Origin of the sequence: Acidithrix ferrooxidans (assembly GCF_000949295.1) — a bacterium.
Classification (GTDB): Bacteria; Actinomycetota; Acidimicrobiia; order Acidimicrobiales; family Acidimicrobiaceae; genus Acidithrix; species Acidithrix ferrooxidans.
Genome location: NZ_JXYS01000110.1, coordinates 1 through 20,427, shown reverse-complemented (window position 1 = coordinate 20,427; position 20,427 = coordinate 1). Strand labels below are relative to the sequence as shown.

At 46.6% G+C, this 20,427-nt stretch carries 19 protein-coding genes and 1 riboswitch; of the genes, 10 read left to right on the top strand and 9 right to left on the bottom strand.

What is annotated here, in order from left to right; genetic code table 11:
* Window positions 1-25 precede the first annotated feature (25 nt).
* On the top strand, window positions 26-328 hold the full coding sequence (locus AXFE_RS15705) for a hypothetical protein (RefSeq protein ID WP_052606891.1): 303 nt from the start codon (window positions 26-28) through the stop codon (window positions 326-328).
* A 455-nt stretch (window positions 329-783) separates the two neighbouring features.
* Here AXFE_RS15705 and tal read toward each other — a convergent pair whose 3' ends face one another.
* Together tal and AXFE_RS15695 are read right to left on the bottom strand one after the other, a co-directional pair.
* Window positions 784-1,911 (bottom strand): transaldolase, encoded by a 1,128-nt coding sequence (tal, locus tag AXFE_RS15700; protein WP_052606890.1) that lies wholly within the window; start codon window positions 1,909-1,911, stop codon window positions 784-786.
* 199 nt (window positions 1,912-2,110) lie between these two features.
* On the bottom strand, window positions 2,111-2,833 hold the full coding sequence (locus tag AXFE_RS15695) for a fatty acid desaturase (protein WP_052606889.1): 723 nt from the start codon (window positions 2,831-2,833) through the stop codon (window positions 2,111-2,113).
* A 312-nt stretch (window positions 2,834-3,145) separates the two neighbouring features.
* On the opposite strand from AXFE_RS15695, the gene AXFE_RS15690 reads away from it, so the two are divergent.
* The 6 genes from AXFE_RS15690 to AXFE_RS15665 all read left to right on the top strand — a co-directional run bounded on the left by AXFE_RS15690 (window position 3,146) and on the right by AXFE_RS15665 (window position 6,251).
* Window positions 3,146-3,562 carry a PaaI family thioesterase gene (locus AXFE_RS15690; RefSeq protein WP_052606888.1) on the top strand — a complete coding sequence of 139 codons (417 nt, stop codon included), beginning with the start codon at window positions 3,146-3,148 and terminating at the stop codon, window positions 3,560-3,562.
* A 57-nt stretch (window positions 3,563-3,619) separates the two neighbouring features.
* Complete coding sequence (locus AXFE_RS15685; protein ID WP_052606887.1) at window positions 3,620-4,246, top strand: LON peptidase substrate-binding domain-containing protein; 627 nt, start codon at window positions 3,620-3,622, stop codon at window positions 4,244-4,246.
* A gap of 74 nt (window positions 4,247-4,320) precedes the next feature.
* Complete coding sequence (locus tag AXFE_RS15680; RefSeq protein WP_052606886.1) at window positions 4,321-4,653, top strand: phage holin family protein; 333 nt, start codon at window positions 4,321-4,323, stop codon at window positions 4,651-4,653.
* A 64-nt stretch (window positions 4,654-4,717) separates the two neighbouring features.
* The gene (locus AXFE_RS15675; protein ID WP_052606885.1) at window positions 4,718-4,924 is read left to right on the top strand and encodes a hypothetical protein; all 207 of its coding nucleotides are present in this window, start codon (window positions 4,718-4,720) and stop codon (window positions 4,922-4,924) included.
* On the top strand, window positions 4,905-5,135 hold the full coding sequence (locus tag AXFE_RS20145; protein ID WP_052606884.1) for a hypothetical protein: 231 nt from the start codon (window positions 4,905-4,907) through the stop codon (window positions 5,133-5,135). Before AXFE_RS15675 ends, AXFE_RS20145 begins: the two co-directional genes overlap by 20 nt.
* 258 nt (window positions 5,136-5,393) lie before the next feature.
* On the top strand, window positions 5,394-6,251 hold the full coding sequence (locus AXFE_RS15665) for a tRNA (adenine-N1)-methyltransferase (protein WP_082058832.1): 858 nt from the start codon (window positions 5,394-5,396) through the stop codon (window positions 6,249-6,251).
* Between the two features lie 518 nt (window positions 6,252-6,769).
* Here the strand turns inward: AXFE_RS15665 and AXFE_RS15660 are convergent.
* From AXFE_RS15660 to AXFE_RS15630, 7 genes are all read right to left on the bottom strand, one after another.
* Window positions 6,770-8,767 carry a proton-conducting transporter transmembrane domain-containing protein gene (locus tag AXFE_RS15660; RefSeq protein WP_082058831.1) on the bottom strand — a complete coding sequence of 666 codons (1,998 nt, stop codon included), beginning with the start codon at window positions 8,765-8,767 and terminating at the stop codon, window positions 6,770-6,772.
* Window positions 8,757-9,566, bottom strand: a complete 810-nt coding sequence (locus AXFE_RS15655; RefSeq protein WP_052606883.1) for an NADH-quinone oxidoreductase subunit B family protein — start codon at window positions 9,564-9,566, stop codon at window positions 8,757-8,759. The genes AXFE_RS15660 and AXFE_RS15655 overlap by 11 nt, the downstream gene beginning before the upstream one ends.
* Before the next feature lie 6 nt (window positions 9,567-9,572).
* Entirely contained in the window at window positions 9,573-11,054 is a 1,482-nt protein-coding gene (locus tag AXFE_RS15650) for an NADH-quinone oxidoreductase subunit D-related protein (RefSeq protein ID WP_052606882.1), read from the bottom strand.
* Window positions 11,054-12,382 (bottom strand): proton-conducting transporter transmembrane domain-containing protein, encoded by a 1,329-nt coding sequence (locus AXFE_RS15645; protein WP_235347866.1) that lies wholly within the window; start codon window positions 12,380-12,382, stop codon window positions 11,054-11,056. Before AXFE_RS15645 ends, AXFE_RS15650 begins: the two co-directional genes overlap by 1 nt.
* A 124-nt stretch (window positions 12,383-12,506) precedes the next feature.
* Entirely contained in the window at window positions 12,507-13,187 is a 681-nt protein-coding gene (locus AXFE_RS15640) for a hydrogenase (protein ID WP_052606881.1), read from the bottom strand.
* Window positions 13,188-13,197: 10 nt separating this feature from the next.
* The gene (locus AXFE_RS15635) at window positions 13,198-14,142 is read right to left on the bottom strand and encodes a respiratory chain complex I subunit 1 family protein (protein WP_200891314.1); all 945 of its coding nucleotides are present in this window, start codon (window positions 14,140-14,142) and stop codon (window positions 13,198-13,200) included.
* Between the two features lie 40 nt (window positions 14,143-14,182).
* Window positions 14,183-14,243, bottom strand: a riboswitch (Fluoride riboswitch).
* Between the two features lie 1,192 nt (window positions 14,244-15,435).
* Window positions 15,436-15,675, bottom strand: a complete 240-nt coding sequence (locus AXFE_RS15630) for a ferredoxin (protein ID WP_052606879.1) — start codon at window positions 15,673-15,675, stop codon at window positions 15,436-15,438.
* A 256-nt stretch (window positions 15,676-15,931) separates the two neighbouring features.
* Between AXFE_RS15630 and arc the strand changes: the two genes are divergently transcribed.
* From arc to AXFE_RS15615, 3 genes are all read left to right on the top strand, one after another.
* Window positions 15,932-17,656, top strand: a complete 1,725-nt coding sequence (gene arc, locus AXFE_RS15625) for a proteasome ATPase (RefSeq protein WP_052606892.1) — start codon at window positions 15,932-15,934, stop codon at window positions 17,654-17,656.
* A gap of 64 nt (window positions 17,657-17,720) precedes the next feature.
* Window positions 17,721-19,214, top strand: coding sequence for a depupylase/deamidase Dop (dop, locus tag AXFE_RS15620; RefSeq protein ID WP_052606878.1), 1,494 nt, complete (start codon window positions 17,721-17,723; stop codon window positions 19,212-19,214).
* Between the two features lie 14 nt (window positions 19,215-19,228).
* Window positions 19,229-19,429: a ubiquitin-like protein Pup gene (locus AXFE_RS15615; RefSeq protein ID WP_052606877.1), complete on the top strand. Its 201-nt coding sequence runs from the start codon at window positions 19,229-19,231 to the stop codon at window positions 19,427-19,429.
* The last annotated feature ends 998 nt before the right edge of the window (window positions 19,430-20,427 follow it).

Below are 20,427 nucleotides of genomic sequence, written 5' to 3'. Positions count from 1 at the left end.
TTGGTGATGCTGCTTCTATGGCTCATTGCCACCTAAGACACTCAACAAGCCAATAGTAGGAATTGCTTCAACCCCAGATGGCAAAGGCTACTGGTTGGTTGCAGCAGATGGCGGAGTCTTTAGCTTTGGTGATGCTGCCTTCTATGGCTCCTTGCCACCTAAGACACTCAACAAGCCAATAGTAGGAATTGCTTCAACCCCAGATGGCAAGGGCTACTGGTTGGTAGCTAGTGATGGAGGGGTCTTCTCCTTCGGTGATGCTGCATTCTATGGCTCATTGCCACCTAAGAAGTTAAATGAGCCAATAGATGCAATTACCGTTGGCTGAGCAAGAAAGCTAATTTGGTTTGTTGAATCCAGACCTTACTTCGTCGTGTGATATAAATAAAGAGGTCGTATATCTGCTACAAGGAGATGACAATCACGCTGCACTGCTAATGATAAATAGCGGAACTTAGCCCTCATGGATCTCCTTTTTAGAGGAGATCCATGAGGGCTATAGCGATTGTGGCATGGGGCATTAATCAAAGAGTATTATCCAATCAAGACGATTGCGACGCATTTGTAGTGTCTCAACATTAGACCTTCAAGGCTACTAGCTGGGAGAATGGGTTGAATTTTGGAAAGTTTGGCTAGGACATATAGCTTTTTGCTCCGGTGTGAATTTATTTTTGGTGAGGTTGGCATAAGCCTCAACGCAAAGGCATCACTTGGTATATATTTCCGTCAAGTGATGCCTCTTTAGGTGTCATGTAGTAAATTTTGCAGAGATGATTGATTTTGTTAGAAGTTTGCTATCTTTTTTTCAATCTCTTCAAGGAGTGCATGCCAAGCCTTGGAAAATGAGGATACACCTTGGCGTTCTAACTCTTGAGTGACCTCGACAAGGTCAATGTCTAAAGAAGATAGTGTTGATGAAAGTAGTTCTATTGCACCTTCAATATCTTCGAGCACGGACTCTTTCCTAGGATTGCCATGATCTACAAGTGCTTCCAGGGTTCCCAGTGGCATTGTGTTGACAGAGTTAGGGCCAATGAGGTTTTCAACATACAACAAGTCAGGAAAGTCGGGATTCTTAGTTGATGTCGAGGCGAAAAGAGGACGTTGTGGCGACAGCCCCTTGGCAAGTAGCTCTTGGGATTCGCTTTCGTTTTGAAACTCTAAGAACGCTTGATAGGCCATCTTGGATTGAGCTAAGGCAACGGTTCCAACTAGATCTGGGCGACCCCTTTGAACCAGCAGCGGGTCGATCGCTGAGTCCAAGCGCGACACAAAAAATGATGCGACGCTCTTTAGGGTAGTTAGGTCGCCACCATCTTGTGCAAAACGAGAGGCGCCTCGAAGGAAGGCACGATAGACCTCGCGATATCGCTCTAGGGAAAATATTAGAGTAACATTCACGCTAATTCCAGATGCAAGGGCATCTTCGATGGGCCCAAGCCCCTCTTTGGTGGCTGGAATTTTGATCATGATGTTCTTTATTGCATTATCAATATGGAGTTCTTGATGAAGCGCTTTTGCTGCGGCGAGAGTTCCTGGTGAATCGAATGCGAGGTCTGGATCGACCTCTAGGGAGACCCAACCGTCTTGTTTGTTGGAGGATTCGTAGATTTGTGCCATAAGTCGTGCTGCGGCCGATACATCATATTTTGCTAGTTCGAAGGCGATCTGAGAGGAGTTGAGACCCTTTGATGCAAAAGCTGCAATGTCCTTATCGTAGATATCAGTGGAGGAGATCGCATTGGAAAAGATGGAAGGGTTTGAGGTGAGACCGACGACCCCAAGAGCTATTAGCTCGGAAAGTTTTCCATTTACAAACCAATCTCTTGTAATGTTGTCGATCCACGGAGATGTGCCAAATTCTAGAATTTTAGCTAGGTGGGGATTACGTTCTGGGGCGATCTCTGTCATCACTTATTCGGCTCCTCACAGATATGTTGCATTTTGCACAATCGATAGATGATAGTGAAAATCTTAGGTCGCAGTGCCTATATTTAGGTAATCAATATCAATCAAAATCTCCCAGTGCAGCCATTTGCATTGGGAGATTGTAAAGTTCGGGTTTGTCACATTTTAGCCACTGCCAAAAAAGCAGGCGGTTACAGGTTGCCTAGGCGATGGTTTCCTTGGTAATTCGCTTGGGATTTACAAATTTCGGCTCGCTATGGCGTATTGTGGCTTGTCCCAATGCAACCATAACTTTGATAAAGGGCCAGGATGGATCGATTTGGCGTTTGCCAAGAGCTAGCTTCGCAGACGTTGGCGCAGCGTGATGGTTGTTATGGAGACCTTCGCCTGCTGTGAAAAGCGCAAGCCAGTTGTTGTTTGTTGCCAAATTGTCGTATGGTCTACGGCCATAGGTGTGACCAATTGCGTTTATAGCGCCGGATAGAAGTAGATACATCGCTGTATGCAGTACCGACGTTATGAGGGCCAGTTCCCAACCGAAGGTCAACCACAAAATAGCTATGCCTATACCGAGTCCTAGGAGCGATCGATCGTAGACGATCTTGTCCATCTTGTCTGGCGCTAGGTCCTTGGCGTAACGTTCCACTAACCCAGGAATTCGAATAGTCCTGCGATAAAAGTAGACGTTACCAAATTGAATTGCTGCGAAGCCTTCGACAATTGGTGAATGTGGATCTCCTGGAACGTCGGTGTAGGCGTGATGAACCCGGTGGACGGCGACCCATTGACGTGGCTTGATTCCAGTTGTCAGCCATATTATGGTTCGAAAGATGTAGGTGAGTGGCTTGGAAAGCTTAAGGGCTCTATGGGACGCAGCGCGATGCAAAAAGACGGTGGTGCAGAAGATAGCGACTTGGGTTACCAAAAAGGCCACTAAAAGTGATTTCAGGAAAAGGTGCATTAGGCCAGATTAGTTGTCATTGAATTTATAACGATGATTACTAAACAAAATGTTATTGAAATTATTTCCAGGCAGGGAACAATTCTTCAAAATAACCTTGACATTTTTCAAAAAAGATTTCAACTATTTTTCGACGTCGTTAGATTCTGGCTATTTTTGATCTTTTAGTGGCGCGCGAACCTTTTTCCTCGAGGATAATTGCATCTTTTTGATCCTCAACTTCCGCTAAGGTTATGAATGGTTTGAGTTATCTCATCGAGTTTTAAGGGGTTTTGAGTGGTGCAACGCCAAGAGCGTCCAAAGATACAGATCCCTCCTCCCTGTGATCTTACTCTAGGGATGGAGTGCCTCGATAAGGCGACACCTGGAGTCTCCATTTGGCAGATGATTGCACATGAGAGATTTTCGAATCCGGCGGGCGTAATTCAGGGCGGTTTCATAGCTGCATTTATCGATTCGGCCATGGGCGCAGCGACAGTCACCTTTGCTGGGCGAAAGGTCTATACCTCAAATACCGATTTAAGTGTTTCGTTTTTGCGTCCTGCAAAGGTCGGCAGTCGTTTGATCTGCACCGCGAAAGTGATTTCCGGCGGTGAGCGAGTACTATTTGTAAGCGCGGATGTTTATGACGACGCTGATCGATTCGTTGCGACTGCTCGCTCTACTTATTTCTTGCGTCCTCGAGAGGGATAGAGCGTAGGCTTCGTTGATGGACTTGATAAAGGCGTCGATCTCTCGAAGGGCTCATAGATGATTTTCGATACTCCAAGCGGTGTCTTTATAATTCCACTGATCTTATTTCCAGGTGAAAGCTTGACTATTAGGGTCTTTGAACCCCGGTACCACCAACTGATTCGGGACTGTGATCGCAATGATGGCTGCTTTGTGATAGCTGACACCGACAATGACAAGGTTACTATTCCGCTTCAGGAGGAGTCTCCTTTTTATGCAACGAGGGTCCGTATCGTTTCGTCAGGACTCCTAACAACTGGAGACCGAATTGTAGAGGTGGTGGGAGACGAGCGAATCTCCGTTAAGAACTGGTTGCCTGACGATCCGTATCCGGTTGCCTTGATTAGAAGTGCCAATGATATGGACTTGCCTGACCTAGTGCGACTAGGGGAATTAGAGAATTATCTAAAGCATGCGATCCGATTAGCGATTGAGATGGGTGCTAAGGTAAATATCTTTGACTCTAGTGAGTTGCCAACTGATCCAACGATGCGCCTATGGGCTTTGTGCGCTAAGACACCATTACATAAAGACCAACGCCATGAGTTGCTTGTGGAACCCTTTGGATCAAATAGGCTAGAGACACTAGGCGGCTTCGTTGCCGAACAGATTGAGTTTTATGAGAAGATGCTGGGAATCCGATAGGCTTGTGACCCTAACTAGCTTCGATCAAAGAGAGTCATTAGACGTTGGTAGTTTTTGAAGAGATAGGTCGATAAATGACGTTGAAAGAGATCTTTGAGACCAAGAGTCCCTTCGAGGACTTGAGGGCGACCCTTTTGGCATATGTCAAGCAAGAGACTTTAGGGCCCGCGAAAAAGCTAGGGCGTTATCTAATCTTCGGATTGGCTGGATCGCTTCTTTTGGTGCTCGGAGTAATCCTACTGCTACTTGGATTTTTACGACTTCTCCAGAGTCAAACTGGTTCAACATTTACAGGTGATCTAAGTTGGATCCCATATCTGATCATCGCTGTAGTTGGTATTGCTCTTACGCTGGTTTCGCTGAAGGCGGCCCGGCGAAAGGCGTCAGCCAAAGAACTGCTTAAATAAATTTCTTGAATTCAAGGTTTGGTTTGATGACCTTATGTTGATAATAACTTACGAAGGGAATTGAGTGGCACAAGACAAGATTACTAGAGAAGACATCAAAGCGAAGTTCGAAGAACTCGAGTCGGGTTTGACGAAGGCAGGCAAGACTGCATTGCCCGCACTACCTACGATTGGGACTGCAGTTGGTGTTGGTGTCTTTGTGGTGGCACTTTATCTAGGCTATCGTTTAGGACGTAAGAGGAATACAATCGTTGAAATCACCCGCATCTAAGGTAGTCAAAAAAGGTTTAGGCGCAACTCTCGCCCGCGTAATCAATCGTCTTTTAAAGGGCCGATTAGCGCGTTATTCCCCACTGGTTCGCTATTTCGTAATTGGTGCATGGGTTTATAATCGCCTTAAAAAAAGAGGACGTGGCGGCAACGCTCGAATCGTTCTTAAAGACGGTGAGAATCTCAAAATCACAAGCTACAAAGTCAAATAGATTTACGACGTTACTCAATTGTTGGCCCGTTAGCCTGACGATAAGAGTAAAACTCGCTAGACCAAATCCTCAACAGTCAATTTTTTAGATTCCGTTCTCGTGGCCCTTTGAGTGGGATCTTGATCCCGTTAGCTTTTTGGTGGAGACTACGGAGACAACTGGATTGAGGAGTTATGACTTTGGTGTGCACGAGCCTCTAATCCCAACCATAGCGTTCAGCGGACAAGTTTTTAATTTAATTAGCAGAATTGATTTCCAGTGAATCCAGAAAACGACGAATATAGATTTAGAGATGGTGAGCGAGTTCTTCTGATCGATGAGCGGCGGCGAAGCCAATTCATCGATTTGGGTCAGGGCAAAAAGTCGAGCACGCATCATGGCTCAATCGTTCATGATGAACTTATCGGTCAACTACCGGGCTTTCGCCTATTTAGCTCCAAGGGCAAAGCCTTTAGAGCCGTTCGCCCCACCATGGCTGAGGCGATTGCGGGAATGCCTAGAGGCGCCCAAGTTATCTATCCTAAGGATCTCGGGCAGATTTTGATGATGGCTGACATCGGCCAAGGCTCAAGAGTGTTAGAGAGCGGCGTGGGCTCTGGTGCTTTATCGATGGCCCTGTTGAATGCAGGCGCGATAGTCACTGGATATGAGATTCGACAGGACTTTGCCAACAGAGCTTGGAATAATGTTCAAAGTTACTTAGGACCAAGTGCGCTATCGAGATACACCGTAAAGATAGCAGATGCATATACCGCCATTGAGGATGGCCCGTTTGATCGAGTGGTCTTGGACCTTCCTGAACCATGGCGCGTCTTAGAACACCTCCATGGAAAGCTTGTTCCGGGGGGAATTGTACTTGCCTACCAAACCAGTGTTGGCCAGTTGGAGCAATTTCGCTCAAGCTTGAACGTCAATGGCTTCTTTTTAGGCGAGACCCTTGAGGTCTTTGTGAGGGAGTGGTACCACTCCTCTAGTGCTCTTCGACCCGATCACAGGATGGTCGCTCATACGGGATTTTTGACTAAAGCGAGAATCCTTGGCGATTTTGTAAAACCCATAGAAATAGATGGCGCTGTCCTCTTGGAAGACCATTTCGTCCCGAGCCCGCAGGAATAATTTTACCCCCACTCTTGGTAGCTGCTCTGTCTTTTTGATTTCTATCGTCTTCCGGCCCAAAGGTGCAGGTGCTATAGGACCGAGGACGTTCTTTGCCGGGTGTAAAGGTGAGTTGGTGATGTCTTGTTGAGTCGGTCTTCTAACTTTTACGCAGTAGATGCTTCCCGGCCAACTACGACAGTGGAAGTTTTGTTGAGGAGTTGACTCTTTGGCTGTGGAACCCTGACAAAAAGGGCCCTAAGTGGATGGACCAATATGGTTTTGATCTGGCCATTTGTTGGTTAATGTTATCGAGGCGCAGTACCTCGTGGTAAGAAATCCATAATTGGCCGAAATTGGGTGGGCTCGGCACATCCTTTGTGGGCTTTTGTTGTTATGCATAATGATCGAGTGGCTACAGCATGCATGTTTCATGGGCGCAAACTTACACGTTTCAGTCGCCATTGACCCATCGTGCTACGACATGGTGGCTACCATGGTCGGCGTCTAGCATAGTTGGGTGGCGGCCGAACCTAAGGCTATATAAAAATAGCTATTGCAAGGATCAGAATTAGCATCAAGCCTATGTAGAGGATGTAAACGTTCATCGACCCCATTTGCATTTTTGAGGTTTTTTCTGAGGTCCACCTAACTAATCGTACAATTGGTGAGAAAAGAAATGGCCCAAAAATTGGAGCCACCGAGTATTCGAAACTTACCTGTTTTACGAAGTAGCCCTTCTCGTTTCCGTCAGACTTGGCAACAGTCTTGGGTCGGTATATGAAGCTATAAAATTGGCGCAGAGCATTGGAGAATACTAAAGCGGTAGTAGCGCTTGATTCGGGTACCTTTTCCAGACCTTGTGCCCATATTGGAACTTTTCTATAACCGTTGATCCCATGACGTCTAAGTCGAATTAGTGCCAGTGGAATAAGAGAGAGCAATCCACCTACTACAACTAAGAGAAATGGTGAAATAAATGCGAAACCAGATGAGAGCGGCACTAGGAGCAAACCGTCAACCATGTGGTTTACGGTTTGTGATGGTCCTATCCAAGATGCATATGTAAGTTCACGGATCCACCAGATCATTCCTACCGAATAAACAAGGGCCAATGTTCCAAGACTTAGTACTGCAAGAGAACGGCTTTTTTGGTCAACGGGCAATGTCTGGCGCTGTGGCGTTCTATTTTGGTTTTTTCCTAGCATCCCGACACCTAAAACCTTTATCATGGTAGCGAGCGAGAGTGCAGCGGTTAGCGCTATACCTGCACCCGCTAACGCCAGCGCAACCCTACCGGTCGAGCTTGTGAATCTAAAGGCCTGAAATAGAGTTTGGAAAAGAAACCATTCGCTTACAAATCCAGCCATAGGAGGCATGGCGGAAAGGCTCATTCCACCCATTACGGCACCAACGCCTAGGGTCCAAGGCGCTCTAGATAAGGCGTCATGCTGACTGATTTCGTAGGTTCCGCCTGTCTCGTAAATCTGATCCGCCGTGATCATAAGCGAACCCTTAGCAAGTGAGTGTCCTCCCAGATGCAAAAGGCCAACAACCCAAGCCAGGGTTGAAAGGTCAGGGAGTCCGGCAACTCTGAACATAATTGCAGCGCCAAGTGCTGCTGTGGCAAGGCCCCCATTTTCAGCTGTCGAAAATGAAAGTAGTTTTCTCCAATCACCTTGCTGGAAGCCGTACAAAATGCTTAGAATAGCCGAGATGACGCCAGCGGCTAGAACCAACACCCCAAAAAGCAGAGGCGTTTTTGAGGCTGGCATCCAATGAAGAAGTGCACGACCTAGAGAATACCATGCGACATTTAATACCACACCCGAGAGTATTGCCCCGGTTGCACCACTGCCACTTGAATAGGCAGACGGATACCACTCATAGAAAGGCAAAACCCCGAGTTTTGCTCCGAAACCAATCAGGAACAGCACTCCGATGCCGAAGGTCTCTAGTGGTGACAGTCCAAGCCATAAGCCGTGCCAGACTGAAAAGCTAGGATCCCGCGATCCAAGCACCAGCATGCCAATTAGCAATGAGACGCTGCCTACTTCAAGTAATGAGAGCATGAATAGGTTCGATTGACCCGCATCAGCGGTAGAAGCGCGCCGATCGTTTAGCAACAGGAATGCCCCGCCCAAGCTCATTACTTCCCAGGCGATTAGAAATGAGATCCCGTCTTGTAAGCCAGCGACTCCAATTGCTCCGAGAATGGTAAGAGCGGCGCCCCCATACCAGCCCTGGGAGATACGGCTACGGGAGATGGTAATCCCTGCAAAGAGGGCTGGGGCCAATCCCCACGCCACAAGCCAGCTAGCTGAAGCATCAAGTGAGAAGGTAACGGCAAGACCTCCACTTGGGAAGAGTTCGACGCCTCTGGTACCGTGAGGCAATGCAAACATGCTTCCTATTAGGAGGAATAGCACTCCTAGGGAGAAAAAAGATCTGGTAATGAAAAAGGATTGCTTGAGGCCAGCCGCCACCACGGTGGCAGCCAATAATACGGCGCCAATTGAAATTAGTTCAAGGCTCATTTCTACCACCGTGTATTTTTTGGTCGATTCGATCTGTGAGTAGAAGCAGACCATGGATTAGTTCTGCGGGAGTGGGCGGACAACCTGGTATAAAAATATCTATGGGCAGAAGATCGCTTAAGCCATATCCGCCTGAATATCCAAAATCGAAAGGTGCACCCGAAATTGCGCATGTCCCAGCGGCAACTACGAAACGTGGTCTGGGCATTGCCTCCCAAGTTCGCAGGAGCGGCTCTTTCATTTGGGGAACTACTGGGCCTGTAACAAGCAGGACATCGGCGAATCGAGGTGACGGCGTAAAGAATATTCCGAGGCGATGAAGATTGTAAAATGGGCTGTTCAGGGCGCCGAGCTCAGATTCACAACCGTTGCACGATCCGGCATCGACATGCCGGAGGTGAAGGCTACCCCTAAAGATAGAACTTATTCGACTTTGAAGTCGATTGACCTCCGGTTCGCCCTCCAGGTCTGAAGATACAAGGTCACTTTTCGATCTTGAAACCATGGCCCGTTGGGGAGAACTTTTCAAGGCTTCGCTTGGGCAAGTCTCCACGCATATTTGACAGTTGATACATCGTCCGTAATCGAGTGAGACAGATACCTCATCTAGATTATTTTTTTCTACACTAAAAGCCTTAGTGGGACATACTTGTACGCACGTTTGGCACCCCAAGGAGCATTGTTTGGGGTCAAAGATTGGCATTCCAGCTACTCCATCTTGACCATCGTTGTCACCTGAGTTCGGCCAGTTCGTTGTCGCCTTACCAGCGACTAATCCTTTTAGGGTCCAATTTTTCATTATTGTCTACCTGTCTGCGCCAGCAATTGTTAGCCCAAAACTTGCCTCGTTGATCGCGTAATCCATCATGTTGGAGGAGTGAACCGTAAGGGGAAACGCCTTCCAGTTTGAAAAGGAAGGTGACTTTATCTTCACCCGTTCAAAGATTCCATCATTCAAACGAACTGCATAAAAACATGAGCCTCTCGGCCCTTCAGTCCAGCCGAGTCCATCTACAGTCCCGACAGGGACGATTGGTTTGTATAGGTTTATATCACCTGGTTCTAAGGTCTGAATAGCTTGATCGATCAAATCAAATGCCCCAATGAGCGATTCGGCACGAACTTCGGCTCTGGCAAGGGCATCCCCTTTTGTTCGAAGCGGAATTTTCATAGAAAGTGCGTCATATCCTGAATATGGATGATGGACACGTAAGTCTCTTTGAAGCCCTGAGGCATTCGCGATGGGACCTGTTGCGCCGAAATCGAATGCAGCATCAGCTGAAAGAATGCCGGTTTCCATAAGACGATCTAGGTAGCTTTGCGTGTTGGCAAGCGAATCTAAATAGTCTTGAACCTTTGCTTTGAGGGACCGAAGCTCAAAGGCGAGAAACCCAACGTTGAGATCTCTGCGCAAACCTCCGGTGGACAGAAGATTTCTAAGTAGACGGTGACCACTCAACTTGGCATTGATCTGCTTTGCCTCTTCCTCCAGCAGTAGTCCGAAGGCTTCACCAACTTTCAAGGTCGTCGTTTTGGCTAACATTGCAAAGAAGTGAAGATTGTTGTAGATACGCTCAAGCTCCGCCAATACTATTCTCAATAATTGTGCACGTTGGGGAACTTCAAACCCAAACGCATTTTCGACGGCAAGGCAGTATGCCAAGCCGTGACTGATTGTTCCAACTCCAGACACTCGCTCTGCTAATATGAGTCCAGCTGCGGGATCACGATTTTGAAGGCCGTGTTCAATTCCACGGTGCTTGTAAAATAATCGCGGAGTGTAGTGCAAGATTTCCTCACCGATATATGCAAAATGGAACTCGCCCGTTTCAACGATGTCTGCGCGAATTGGACCCCAAAAAAGGTCTTGGACCTGACTTGCTTCAATTTCAGGAAGGCTTGGCGACGCTGGAGTTCCTGATAAAAGGGGTTGAACGTCGCAGTTGGGGTCAAATGGTGAGCCATCTAGCGTCATTCCGTTTAGCACAACCAGTGGAAAAGATTCTGGATTACCTATGAATGTAATTTCCGAGAGATCCATGATCTCTCGTTCGTACCAGCTAAGTAACGGGGCGACCTCAGAAAGGGAAGGTAGTTCCCCTTCTGAGCGCACGATTATCTCCAAGAATTCAAGGTTGGGGCCTTGATCAACCAAGTAAACAATCTCTAGGGATCGTCCGCTGTGGCGGTGATAGGCCATCTGAAATCGACATCCGAGGGCGAGAAGTTCCCTCGCTACATCGATTAGTTCCGTTGGCGCAACGTATCTTCGAACTGATTTACTCATTAAAGTGACTTCCCTGCGTTTATGAAGAAATGCACTAACCCTGATGGCCACCAGAGCCCTAACACTACAATCGCTAGTAAACTCAACCACATTGGGAGTGACAGCCAAGTGTTCATTGTTATTGTTGGTGCATTTCCTGGTTCAACATCTAAACCGAAATACATTGCTCGGAAGTGATTTAGGAAACCAATAAAGATAACAATTAGAAGAATTGCCACCACCCAAACCGCCCAAACATTTTTGCTTTGCATCCCAGCGCGAAGGATAGATACCTCACCTTGGAATAATCCGAACGGAGGAGCGCCCGTAATTGCAATGGCGCCCAATAGCCACAGGGAGCCTGTCACGGGGAAATAGGTGAGCACTCGCCGAATCTTATCGATTTCTTTAGATCTGTAATTTCGCATTGCATTCCCGGAACCGAAAAACATTAGCGATTTATTTAGGGAGTGGTTGAGCATGTTGTACATAGCCCCTGCGACACCCAGGGCCCCTCCAAAGCCAAAGCCAATCGCGATGATGCCAATATGTTCAATACTCGAATAGGCCATTAGTCGCTTGATGCCTTGTTGACGTACTATGAAAGTAGCTGCAACAAATAGAGAAAACACTCCGAGAATTATTACTGCTAAATGAGCTGGACCCGAGGACTTAGTGCCCTTTAAGATGGCAAGAAAACGTACAATTCCCAAGATCGCTGTATTGAGAAGGGCACCAGATAGCATGGCTGAAACAGGAGCAGGCCCCTCGCTATGAGCGTCAGGAAGCCAAGTGTGCATTGGTGCTAATCCAGCTTTTGTCCCGAAGCCAACTAGAACTAAAAAGAAAGACGTCAACAAGAGGGGCGTCGGGACCTGTGCCGCAACGGAATGCAAAGTTTCCCAGCTCATTGAATACACCTGGCCCAGGTGAAAGGTGCCCCCCCAATAGAATAGAACAATTCCCAATAGTGCTAGTGATAGACCTGAGGAAACAATGATTAGGTACTTCCAAGAAGCCTCGATGCTCTCAGGTCCCCGCTCAAACCCAACTAAAAAGGCGCTTATTATTGTGGTGACATCTATAACGATCCAATAGAGGCCCGGGTTGTTCATAAAGGCCGCTACTAGCATCGAAACGGCAAATCCTTCCATTAAACTGTAGAACTTCGACAACTGTCTAGGCGATACGTTTAAGAGTTTCATATAGCCAACTGAATAGATAGATGCGAGGAGATATACAATTCCTACGCAGAATGTTACCCAATTTCCAAGTGGCGAGACGAGGACGTACCCAGATAGGTATACCTTCTGGCTGCTACCGTCTGCAATCAGCAAGACAAGTGACACGACAAAAACACCAAGGGAAGATATGAGATTTACATACTCGTCCCTAAGACTTTTCCCTCTCAGGAAGCCTAGCAAAATTGCCACCATGGGAATTGTCCATAATATCCATATTAGGTTCATCGTCTCAACCAACCAACTTTTGGAGATCCCGAGATGACGTTGTTCCTACGTCAAGCTTGAGGTATCGGACTAGGATTCCAAAAGTCATAACGATGATTAGCAGATCGAACAAGATCACTAGCTCCAAGAGGAGCGGAAGTCCAGGTACTAAAATTTGAGATCCTAGGAAAATACCGTTTTCGATTACTAAAAGTCCAAGAATATGGCTAATTGCTTCTGATCGAAGAATCATTAGCAAAAACCCAATGAGCTTTAGCCCGAACATTGCTGTCAGCGCCGTTAGTGCGATGTTGTTCGCTAAACCTAATGTTCCTCCAAGGGATCTACTTATTACGAAGGCGAAAACTACCAAAACAGAGCCGATTACCATGCCAGAGGCCGGCCGAAATATGGGCGTAAATTCTCTCTTTATATCAAGCCTTTTTGCCAATCGCAATAGGAGATAGGGTAGTAAACTGCCTCTGAATAGCGCCGTTAGGATAGCAATTAAATACAGCTCTTTGTAGTGTCCGTAATATGCTACCGAGGCTGACAAAATTGCAATGACCCAAGATTCGGCCGCAAATGCCAAGATGTGGTTTCTCAGCCAATGTGATCCAATCATTACAAAGGATAAAACTAATGCAATGGTTATCAGAAAGCTGAAAATTGAAGTCGCAAGAGAGCTTAAATGAGCTATTAACATACCATTACCTCTAGATCTGATTTGCGATCAAGGCGACCACGGCGAACAAAAATGATAACGCCAACGGTTCTTGATATCGATAAAACCGTAGTCGAGACTGAATCGTGTCTGTAACTGACATAACCACGGCAATTGCCCCATATTTTAGGACAATAAAGCCCATTGCTAAAAGCAATGATGGAATGGATCCGCTCGTGGAAAGTCCCCACGGAAAGAAAAATACATTTAGGAAAATGGTGTACAAAATGAACTGCTTCATCCATGTAGACCATTTGATGACCGCCAATAATGGTCCTGAATATTCAAGAATCCTGGCATCGTCAATCATATAGATTTCGTAATGTATTGACGAATGAATAGGTAGTCGATCAGTCTCAACTGTTAAAAGTATCAAGAACCCGAAGACTAAAAATAGATGGGCGGGGCTCCAGTAGGTGGAGGGGTTTCTGACTAGTAAATGGTTTGCGACGAAGGGGAGCATTGAATGGTCCAAAAAGGATACGCCAACAAAGATGAGAATCAAGGTAGGTTCAGCCAGTATGGTCAGCATTACAGCTCGAGAAGAACCTAACCCCCCGAATGGTTGTCCTGAATCTAGTCCGGCTAAGAGGATTGCGAAACTCCCCAATGTTAAAATTAATCCGCCTCCCAAAATGTCACCCATATTGGACAGCGGGAGAGGATAATTTGTCAGCACTGGAATAAGAATCGGTACAATCAACATGCAGGTGAATGCGACCACTGGCGCGACCCAAAATACCCATGATGCGGTTTCTGGTATCACTAGTTCCTTATTCAGAAGTTTTATCAAGTCACGATAAGGCTGGAACACCGATGGTCCTTGGCCTCTCTGAATTTTCTCTTCCAGCTTCACGATAAAACCATGTAAAAGGGGTGCTCCAAGTATGACGGTTAGAACTTGACATACTTGAATTAGAACTGGGCTGACGACCAAAATTTCCTCCATAAGTAAGTCGATACGGTATTGATACTTACGCTATGTAGGAGTTATTAGCCATTGTGGCAGTTATGGCGAACTCCATCGCCAGTCCATAAACTTGCACACTATCAGAAAGGAATGCTAGAGGCAACTTGATTGGTGAAATGAATTTGAAGTCGAGACACCCACGATTTCGTTGTGGGAAACCCATGGATCTAAAGTAAGGTCCAAGGAGGCCGAGGACGCTCCGTCGTATTTTCAGGATGGGTCGCAAATTCGATCCAAGACCGGTGGTTATGGGCCAGAGAATTTAGACGCACGCCTGGTGATTGCGCCAGTATTCTTATTTAATTTAACCGCTGTGGTATGTAAGTTTTGATCAGTAAAGACCCCATTGCCACGATTTCCATGGACATCGTCTCTGAGGACCCACATTCCAAGCAAGGCTTGTAGGTTTGCCATGGTCAACGACAAAAAGACGCTGGTTTTATGCTTTGGGTTGCTAGTGCATACTGCAACTTTTAAGACAAGGCAGATCGTGCGATCAATAGAAGTGGGGGGCTAGCCTGTGATCTTGGGTTGTCTGCTATAGGGAACCGCTGATCATTTGAGCAAGACTCCTTTCGACGAAGGTCGCGTTGCTAGTGGTCGTGCTAGTGGCATTTTGTTCAGCATCGGCACTTTGGTAACTCTCAGCGCTGACTCTCGATAACTTATCAAAACTCAATATTGCTGGATTGTTAAGGCCACGCTTAATCTTCGCCTAGGAAACGACTAGGTAGTCTGATTATCGATACGAATACCATCAGATCATTGATTACACCAAAGATGCACCCCTTTGAATCGCGTATATTTCTACTTTAAGCCAAAGTGTCTAAGCCAAAGTGTCTAAGCCAAAGTGTCGGCCCAGGGTACTCCTTGGCAATGGCCCAGCCTCCTCCAAAAAAACGATGACTAAGTTTTTGCTGGTTTTAGGATGAGCGTGCCTATCTGCTTGTCTTCTTTTGAAAGTGCGGGGCAAATAAAAAGACCAAGACCTGCCATGAATCAAGGTCCAAAACCTTCTAGCGATAGGCTCCTGGGTAAATGTGAATTATTAGACATTGCAAATTCTTCTGCGGCCATGCGATTCCGATGGCTCTGGGATTGAAACTATCCTCGAAAGCAAGTAGCAGGTGACTCTGTGCTGTAGCCACCTGCTAAAAGATCTTTCCATATTTAGCGCTAAGGAGTTAATTGGAGTCTTTTGGAACTGTTTTTAAATTTAGATGTCCATGGCCCTAGGGTCTTTACAACCTGGTGCGATATCTAAGCTTCCATCTCCACAAATATACATTCACCCGGGCATTCTTCGGAAGCTTCGATAACTTCGCTCTCTTTGGATGATGGAACCAGTGCCATCTGCTGGGCTCCGCCGGGAGAGTTGAAGACTGTGGTCTCATCCTTTACGTATGCAAGGCCATCGTCTTGAAGGGTAAATACGGAAGGGCAGATCTCTTCACAGAGTCCATCCCCAGTACATAGATCTTGGTCAATCCAGACTTTCATTCTTTGGTCCTTCTTATATCACGTGATTCGTTTGGCTCGTTTTGACTTACTTTTTAATTCAACGTTGATTACGCAAGATATAAATTTAGAAGGACAGCGTCCTTTATTGGGCACATTTTGACAATTACGATGCAATCGAGGTAACTAGTTCATCAAAACGCCTTTTGTCTGTGTCAAAAGTGTCGACATAGGGTGTAGCGTATGGCTTAGGGAGGTGGTCTCTACGACTAGCAATGACGATTTTAACAGTGAATCATTGAATGGAAATGCAACGCCGGAAGAGTTGGTGGCCGTGCTTACTGAGCAGGTGGCAGAACTTAGGCAACGTTTGCAGGATTCGCCACTTAGGATGCGGGCCCTCGAAGAGAAACTTCTTGAGGTTAATGGACAGCTATCTCAGACAGTTACACGTAATGAGAAGCTGACTGTTACCCTTCAGCAGGCAAGAGAGCATATCGCCACACTGAGGGAAGAGGTTGAGAAGCTAACTCAGCCACCAAGCGCCTATGGCATTTTTTTATCGTTGAATGATGATGGCAGCGCCGATATCATCACATCGGGGCGGAAGATGCGAGTCTCTATGCATCCAGATCTGTTGGATGAAGAGATAACCATTGGCCAAGAGGTCGCACTTAATGATTCTTTTGCTGTAATTTTTGCACGATCCCCAGAGCGGGTCGGCGAGGTTGTAACTGTCAAGGATGTGTTAGAGCCTGGTAAGAGGCTCTTAGTCTCGGCTCGAGCGGATGAGGAACGAGTGGTAGAAGTCGCTGGAGATGCACGCTATGAAAAGCTGCGCTCGGGGGATTCGGTTCTATTGGACACCCGGACGAATCTGATCCTAGAAAAGCTCCCAAGGCCTGAGGTGGATGAGTTGGTCCTAGAAGAAGTCCCAGACGTCTCCTATGAGGATGTGGGTGGTCTCGACACTCAAATCGAAGAGATTACCGATGCAGTCGAATTACCATTCTTGCACCGAGCACTCTTTTTGGATTATCGACTTCCGGCTCCAAAAGGAATATTGTTATATGGTCCTCCAGGTTGCGGAAAGACATTAATTGCAAAAGCGGTAGCCAATTCGTTGGCTAAGAAGGTAGCGGCGATAAAAGGCGAAGCTACTGGGCGTAGTTACTTTATGAATATCAAAGGGCCGGAACTTCTAAATAAGTACGTTGGAGAGACGGAGCGTCAAATTCGACTGATCTTTCAGCGAGCTCGTGAAAAGTCTGAAGAGGGCAATCCAGTCATAATCTTCTTTGATGAGATGGATTCACTCTTTAGAACCAGAGGTACCGGTATCAGCTCAGATATGGAGTCAACCATAGTCCCACAACTCTTGGCCGAAATTGACGGTGTAGAGACGCTTAGGAACGTTATTGTTATCGGCGCCTCTAACCGAGAAGATCTGATAGATCCAGCAATTTTGCGCCCAGGACGCCTTGACGTGAAAATTAAAATTGAGCGTCCTAATGAGACAGCAGCGACACAGATCTTTGGTCGATATTTCACCTCTGACCTTCCGCTTGATCCGTCAGAGGTGAAAAACCTCGGCGGCGGAGATCGAGAAAAGACAGTTCGTTTGATAATTGAGCGAACTGTCGAAGAGATGTATCGTACAGACGAAGAGAATCGTTTCCTCGAGGTGACTTATCAAAATGGAGACAAGGAGATCCTCTATTACAAGGATTTTTCTTCTGGTGCCATGATTGAGAATATCGTGCGTCGAGCTAAGAAATTAGCGATCAAGCGAGCAATTGCTGGGTCGGATGGCGGAATTTGTACTCAGGATTTGATTTGGTCGATCGCCAAGGAATACAAAGAGCACGAAGACTTGCCCAATACTACCAATCCTGATGATTGGGCCAAGATCTCGGGCAAGAAGGGCGAGCGTATCGTCTATGTGCGAACCCTAGTTGCTGAAGGTAAAGAGGCAAAGGGTGGTCGAGCGATTGAGAAGGTGGGAACTGGCCAATATCTATAAATTATTGGTTACGATCACTAGGTCACTTCCCGAAGATGATGTTTATTAAGGATATGTGCTAAGTATGGCAGTTGCAAAAGTGTGTGGAGTTGAGACTGAGTATGGAATTCAAACAGTTGGTGTGGCGGATGCCAATCCAATAACCTCTTCATCGATGCTTGTCAACTCTTACGTGACGCAGATCTCAAAACGCGTTGGATGGGACTTTGACGACGAGTCTCCAATGGTAGATGCTCGGGGCTTTCAGCGGGAGTTCTTGTTGGGCCCCGAGGTCGAAACTCATTTGGTCAACACGGTTTTGACAAATGGTGCTAGATATTACGTAGATCACGCCCACCCTGAATACTCCTCTCCTGAGTGCTTGACGCCGCGCGAAGCTGTTGTCTTTGATAAGGCAGGCGAGGAGATCCTTCGACGCTCAATGATTGCGGCTTCCAAGGTCTTGCCTCAGGGCCAATCCATAGTGGTCTATAAGAACAATTCTGATCGAAAGGGTAATTCTTATGGGACTCATGAGAATTACATGATGGACCGCAACGTTCCATTCGCCAGGATCGTAGAGCAAGTTACCCCTTATTTTGTAACGCGACAAATCTTCGCAGGTGCTGGAAAAGTCGGTACTGAGATGAGCTACGTTCCGAAGGAGCAGGTTCCATTTCAGATCTCACAGCGAGCTGATTTTTTTGAAGAAGAGGTCGGTCTCGAAACGACTCTCAAGCGGCCCATTGTAAATACCCGAGATGAACCTCATGCCGATGCTACGAGATATCGTAGGTTGCATGTAATTCTTGGGGATGCAAATATGTCTGAATTCTCAACGTGGTTGAAGGTGGGCGTAACGGCCCTTATCTTGGCGATGATAGAAGATGGAGCCTTGGATGGGATAGAAGCATCGTTGGAGCACCCTGTTACAACGCTTAGAACGATATCCTATGACGTCACTCTCAAAAAGGTTCTAAGGCTTGCCTCTGGTAAGACGATTACCGCCTTGGATCTTCAACATAGATACCTAGAGCGAGCTAAACGATATTCTCAGAGCCACGGCCTTTTGGCTTTGGGTGACGAGGTTGAGGCCAAGCAACTCCTTGGCGCTTGGGAAGAGACTCTTGGACTTCTTGAGCGGGACCCTATGTTGGCCGCTGATCGTCTCGATTGGGTTGCCAAATATAGGTTGGTCCAGGGCTATCAGCAACGACATGGCCTTCTATGGGATGACCCAAAGCTTGCAGCGATTGATTTGCAATATCATGACATAAGACCGGCAAAATCTTTGTTCTATAGATTGAATATGGAAAATGTGGTTAGTCCAACTGAAATAGCGGATGCGGTATATGAGCCACCAAAACGAACTAGGGCATATTTTCGAGGTAAATGTTTAGAAAAATATGGACCTTCGGTGGCGGCTGCTAACTGGGATTCTATGATTTTTGATCTTGGTGAGGATCCTTTGCGTAGGGTTCCTATGATGGATCCGCTAAGAGGTAGTGCTGAGCACGTCGATGAATTAATTAGAGAATGCGCCACAGCTGCTGAGCTGATAAAACGGTTGGGTTCTTAGAACGGGAGTTAACGATGGCTGAACGTGAGATGATTCGAAAAACTGCGTCGACTCGAACAGAAGAGACGGTAGAAGAGGAGGTCACGCCAGGCACGGCTGATAAGTCAGACAAGCTTAAGGCTGAGCTTGATGATTTGCTCGATGAAATTGATGAAGTTCTAGAAGACAATGCGGAGGAGTTTGTCCGCAACTACGTTCAAAAAGGTGGACAATAACTTCTTGTGGGGCTAATACCCAAAGAACAGAGACGCAAGATCATCTTGATGTAGTGGCTCAACTTTTGGGTGATAATAAGATCTCTAGTTCGATCTAGATCAACTGGATGACGCTATCTCTCTCTGGGCATAATTATGGCGGATTTAGCAGGTTCGGTTTATCTGATTTGGGCCTGCTAGCTGGCAATCTCTTTGGACGATTAAGAAAATTGAAGAGCCTATAGTCGATTTTGATATCGGTTTTTGTTTTGGTGCCGAGACTCTACCTGAAGCAGAAGCTACCCTTCACTGTCACATTACCCTAGAGGCTATCGATTCATCACCATTTGGGAACAATTTGAACTTGGCCTATCCCTACTTTCGGCGTGCGTCATGAATGAAAGAGGTTGTAAATCGCCTACAAGCTGATAACAATCACACTGCAATGCTACATAGATGATGGAGGTAGGCCCTCCGGGATCGCCTTTTGGGAGGAGATTCCAAACCACCTTATCGATAATGGCACGGGGCATTAGCTAAAGAGCGTTGTTCAAAGAGCGTTGTCCAAAGCGGTACTAAAAAAGTTAGAGCAATGACTCTTTCAGGTATGAGTTAAGAAGACGAGTGAAAACAAACCACTGACGAAGCGTTCGAAATTGGTATGGCTGATGTCGAAACCGAGGGACGTCGAACTTTCGGGACAACTTGGAGACTAACCCAATTAGTGCTCCCCTTGGCTATATGGGGGCATCCGGCGTGTAGGTGGCGTGAGCTTAACATCAGGCGTTTATGTGGAACATGAGAACCCAGTCCTAGACGTTCTTGGCTAAGCCCACATGGGCTAAGCCCAAAGATGAGGAAAAACCTACAAGTTGCAGATCAACAAGAGGGAAAGTACCAAATGCCTATGGATTGGGGGCGGACCATCCCGTAGTAGCTACGAAGTCCTTGTAATGAGGATGTAAGCCAAAGAGATGGAGTAAAACAGCAGATCTAGTTGTAATTGGCAAATGAACAAC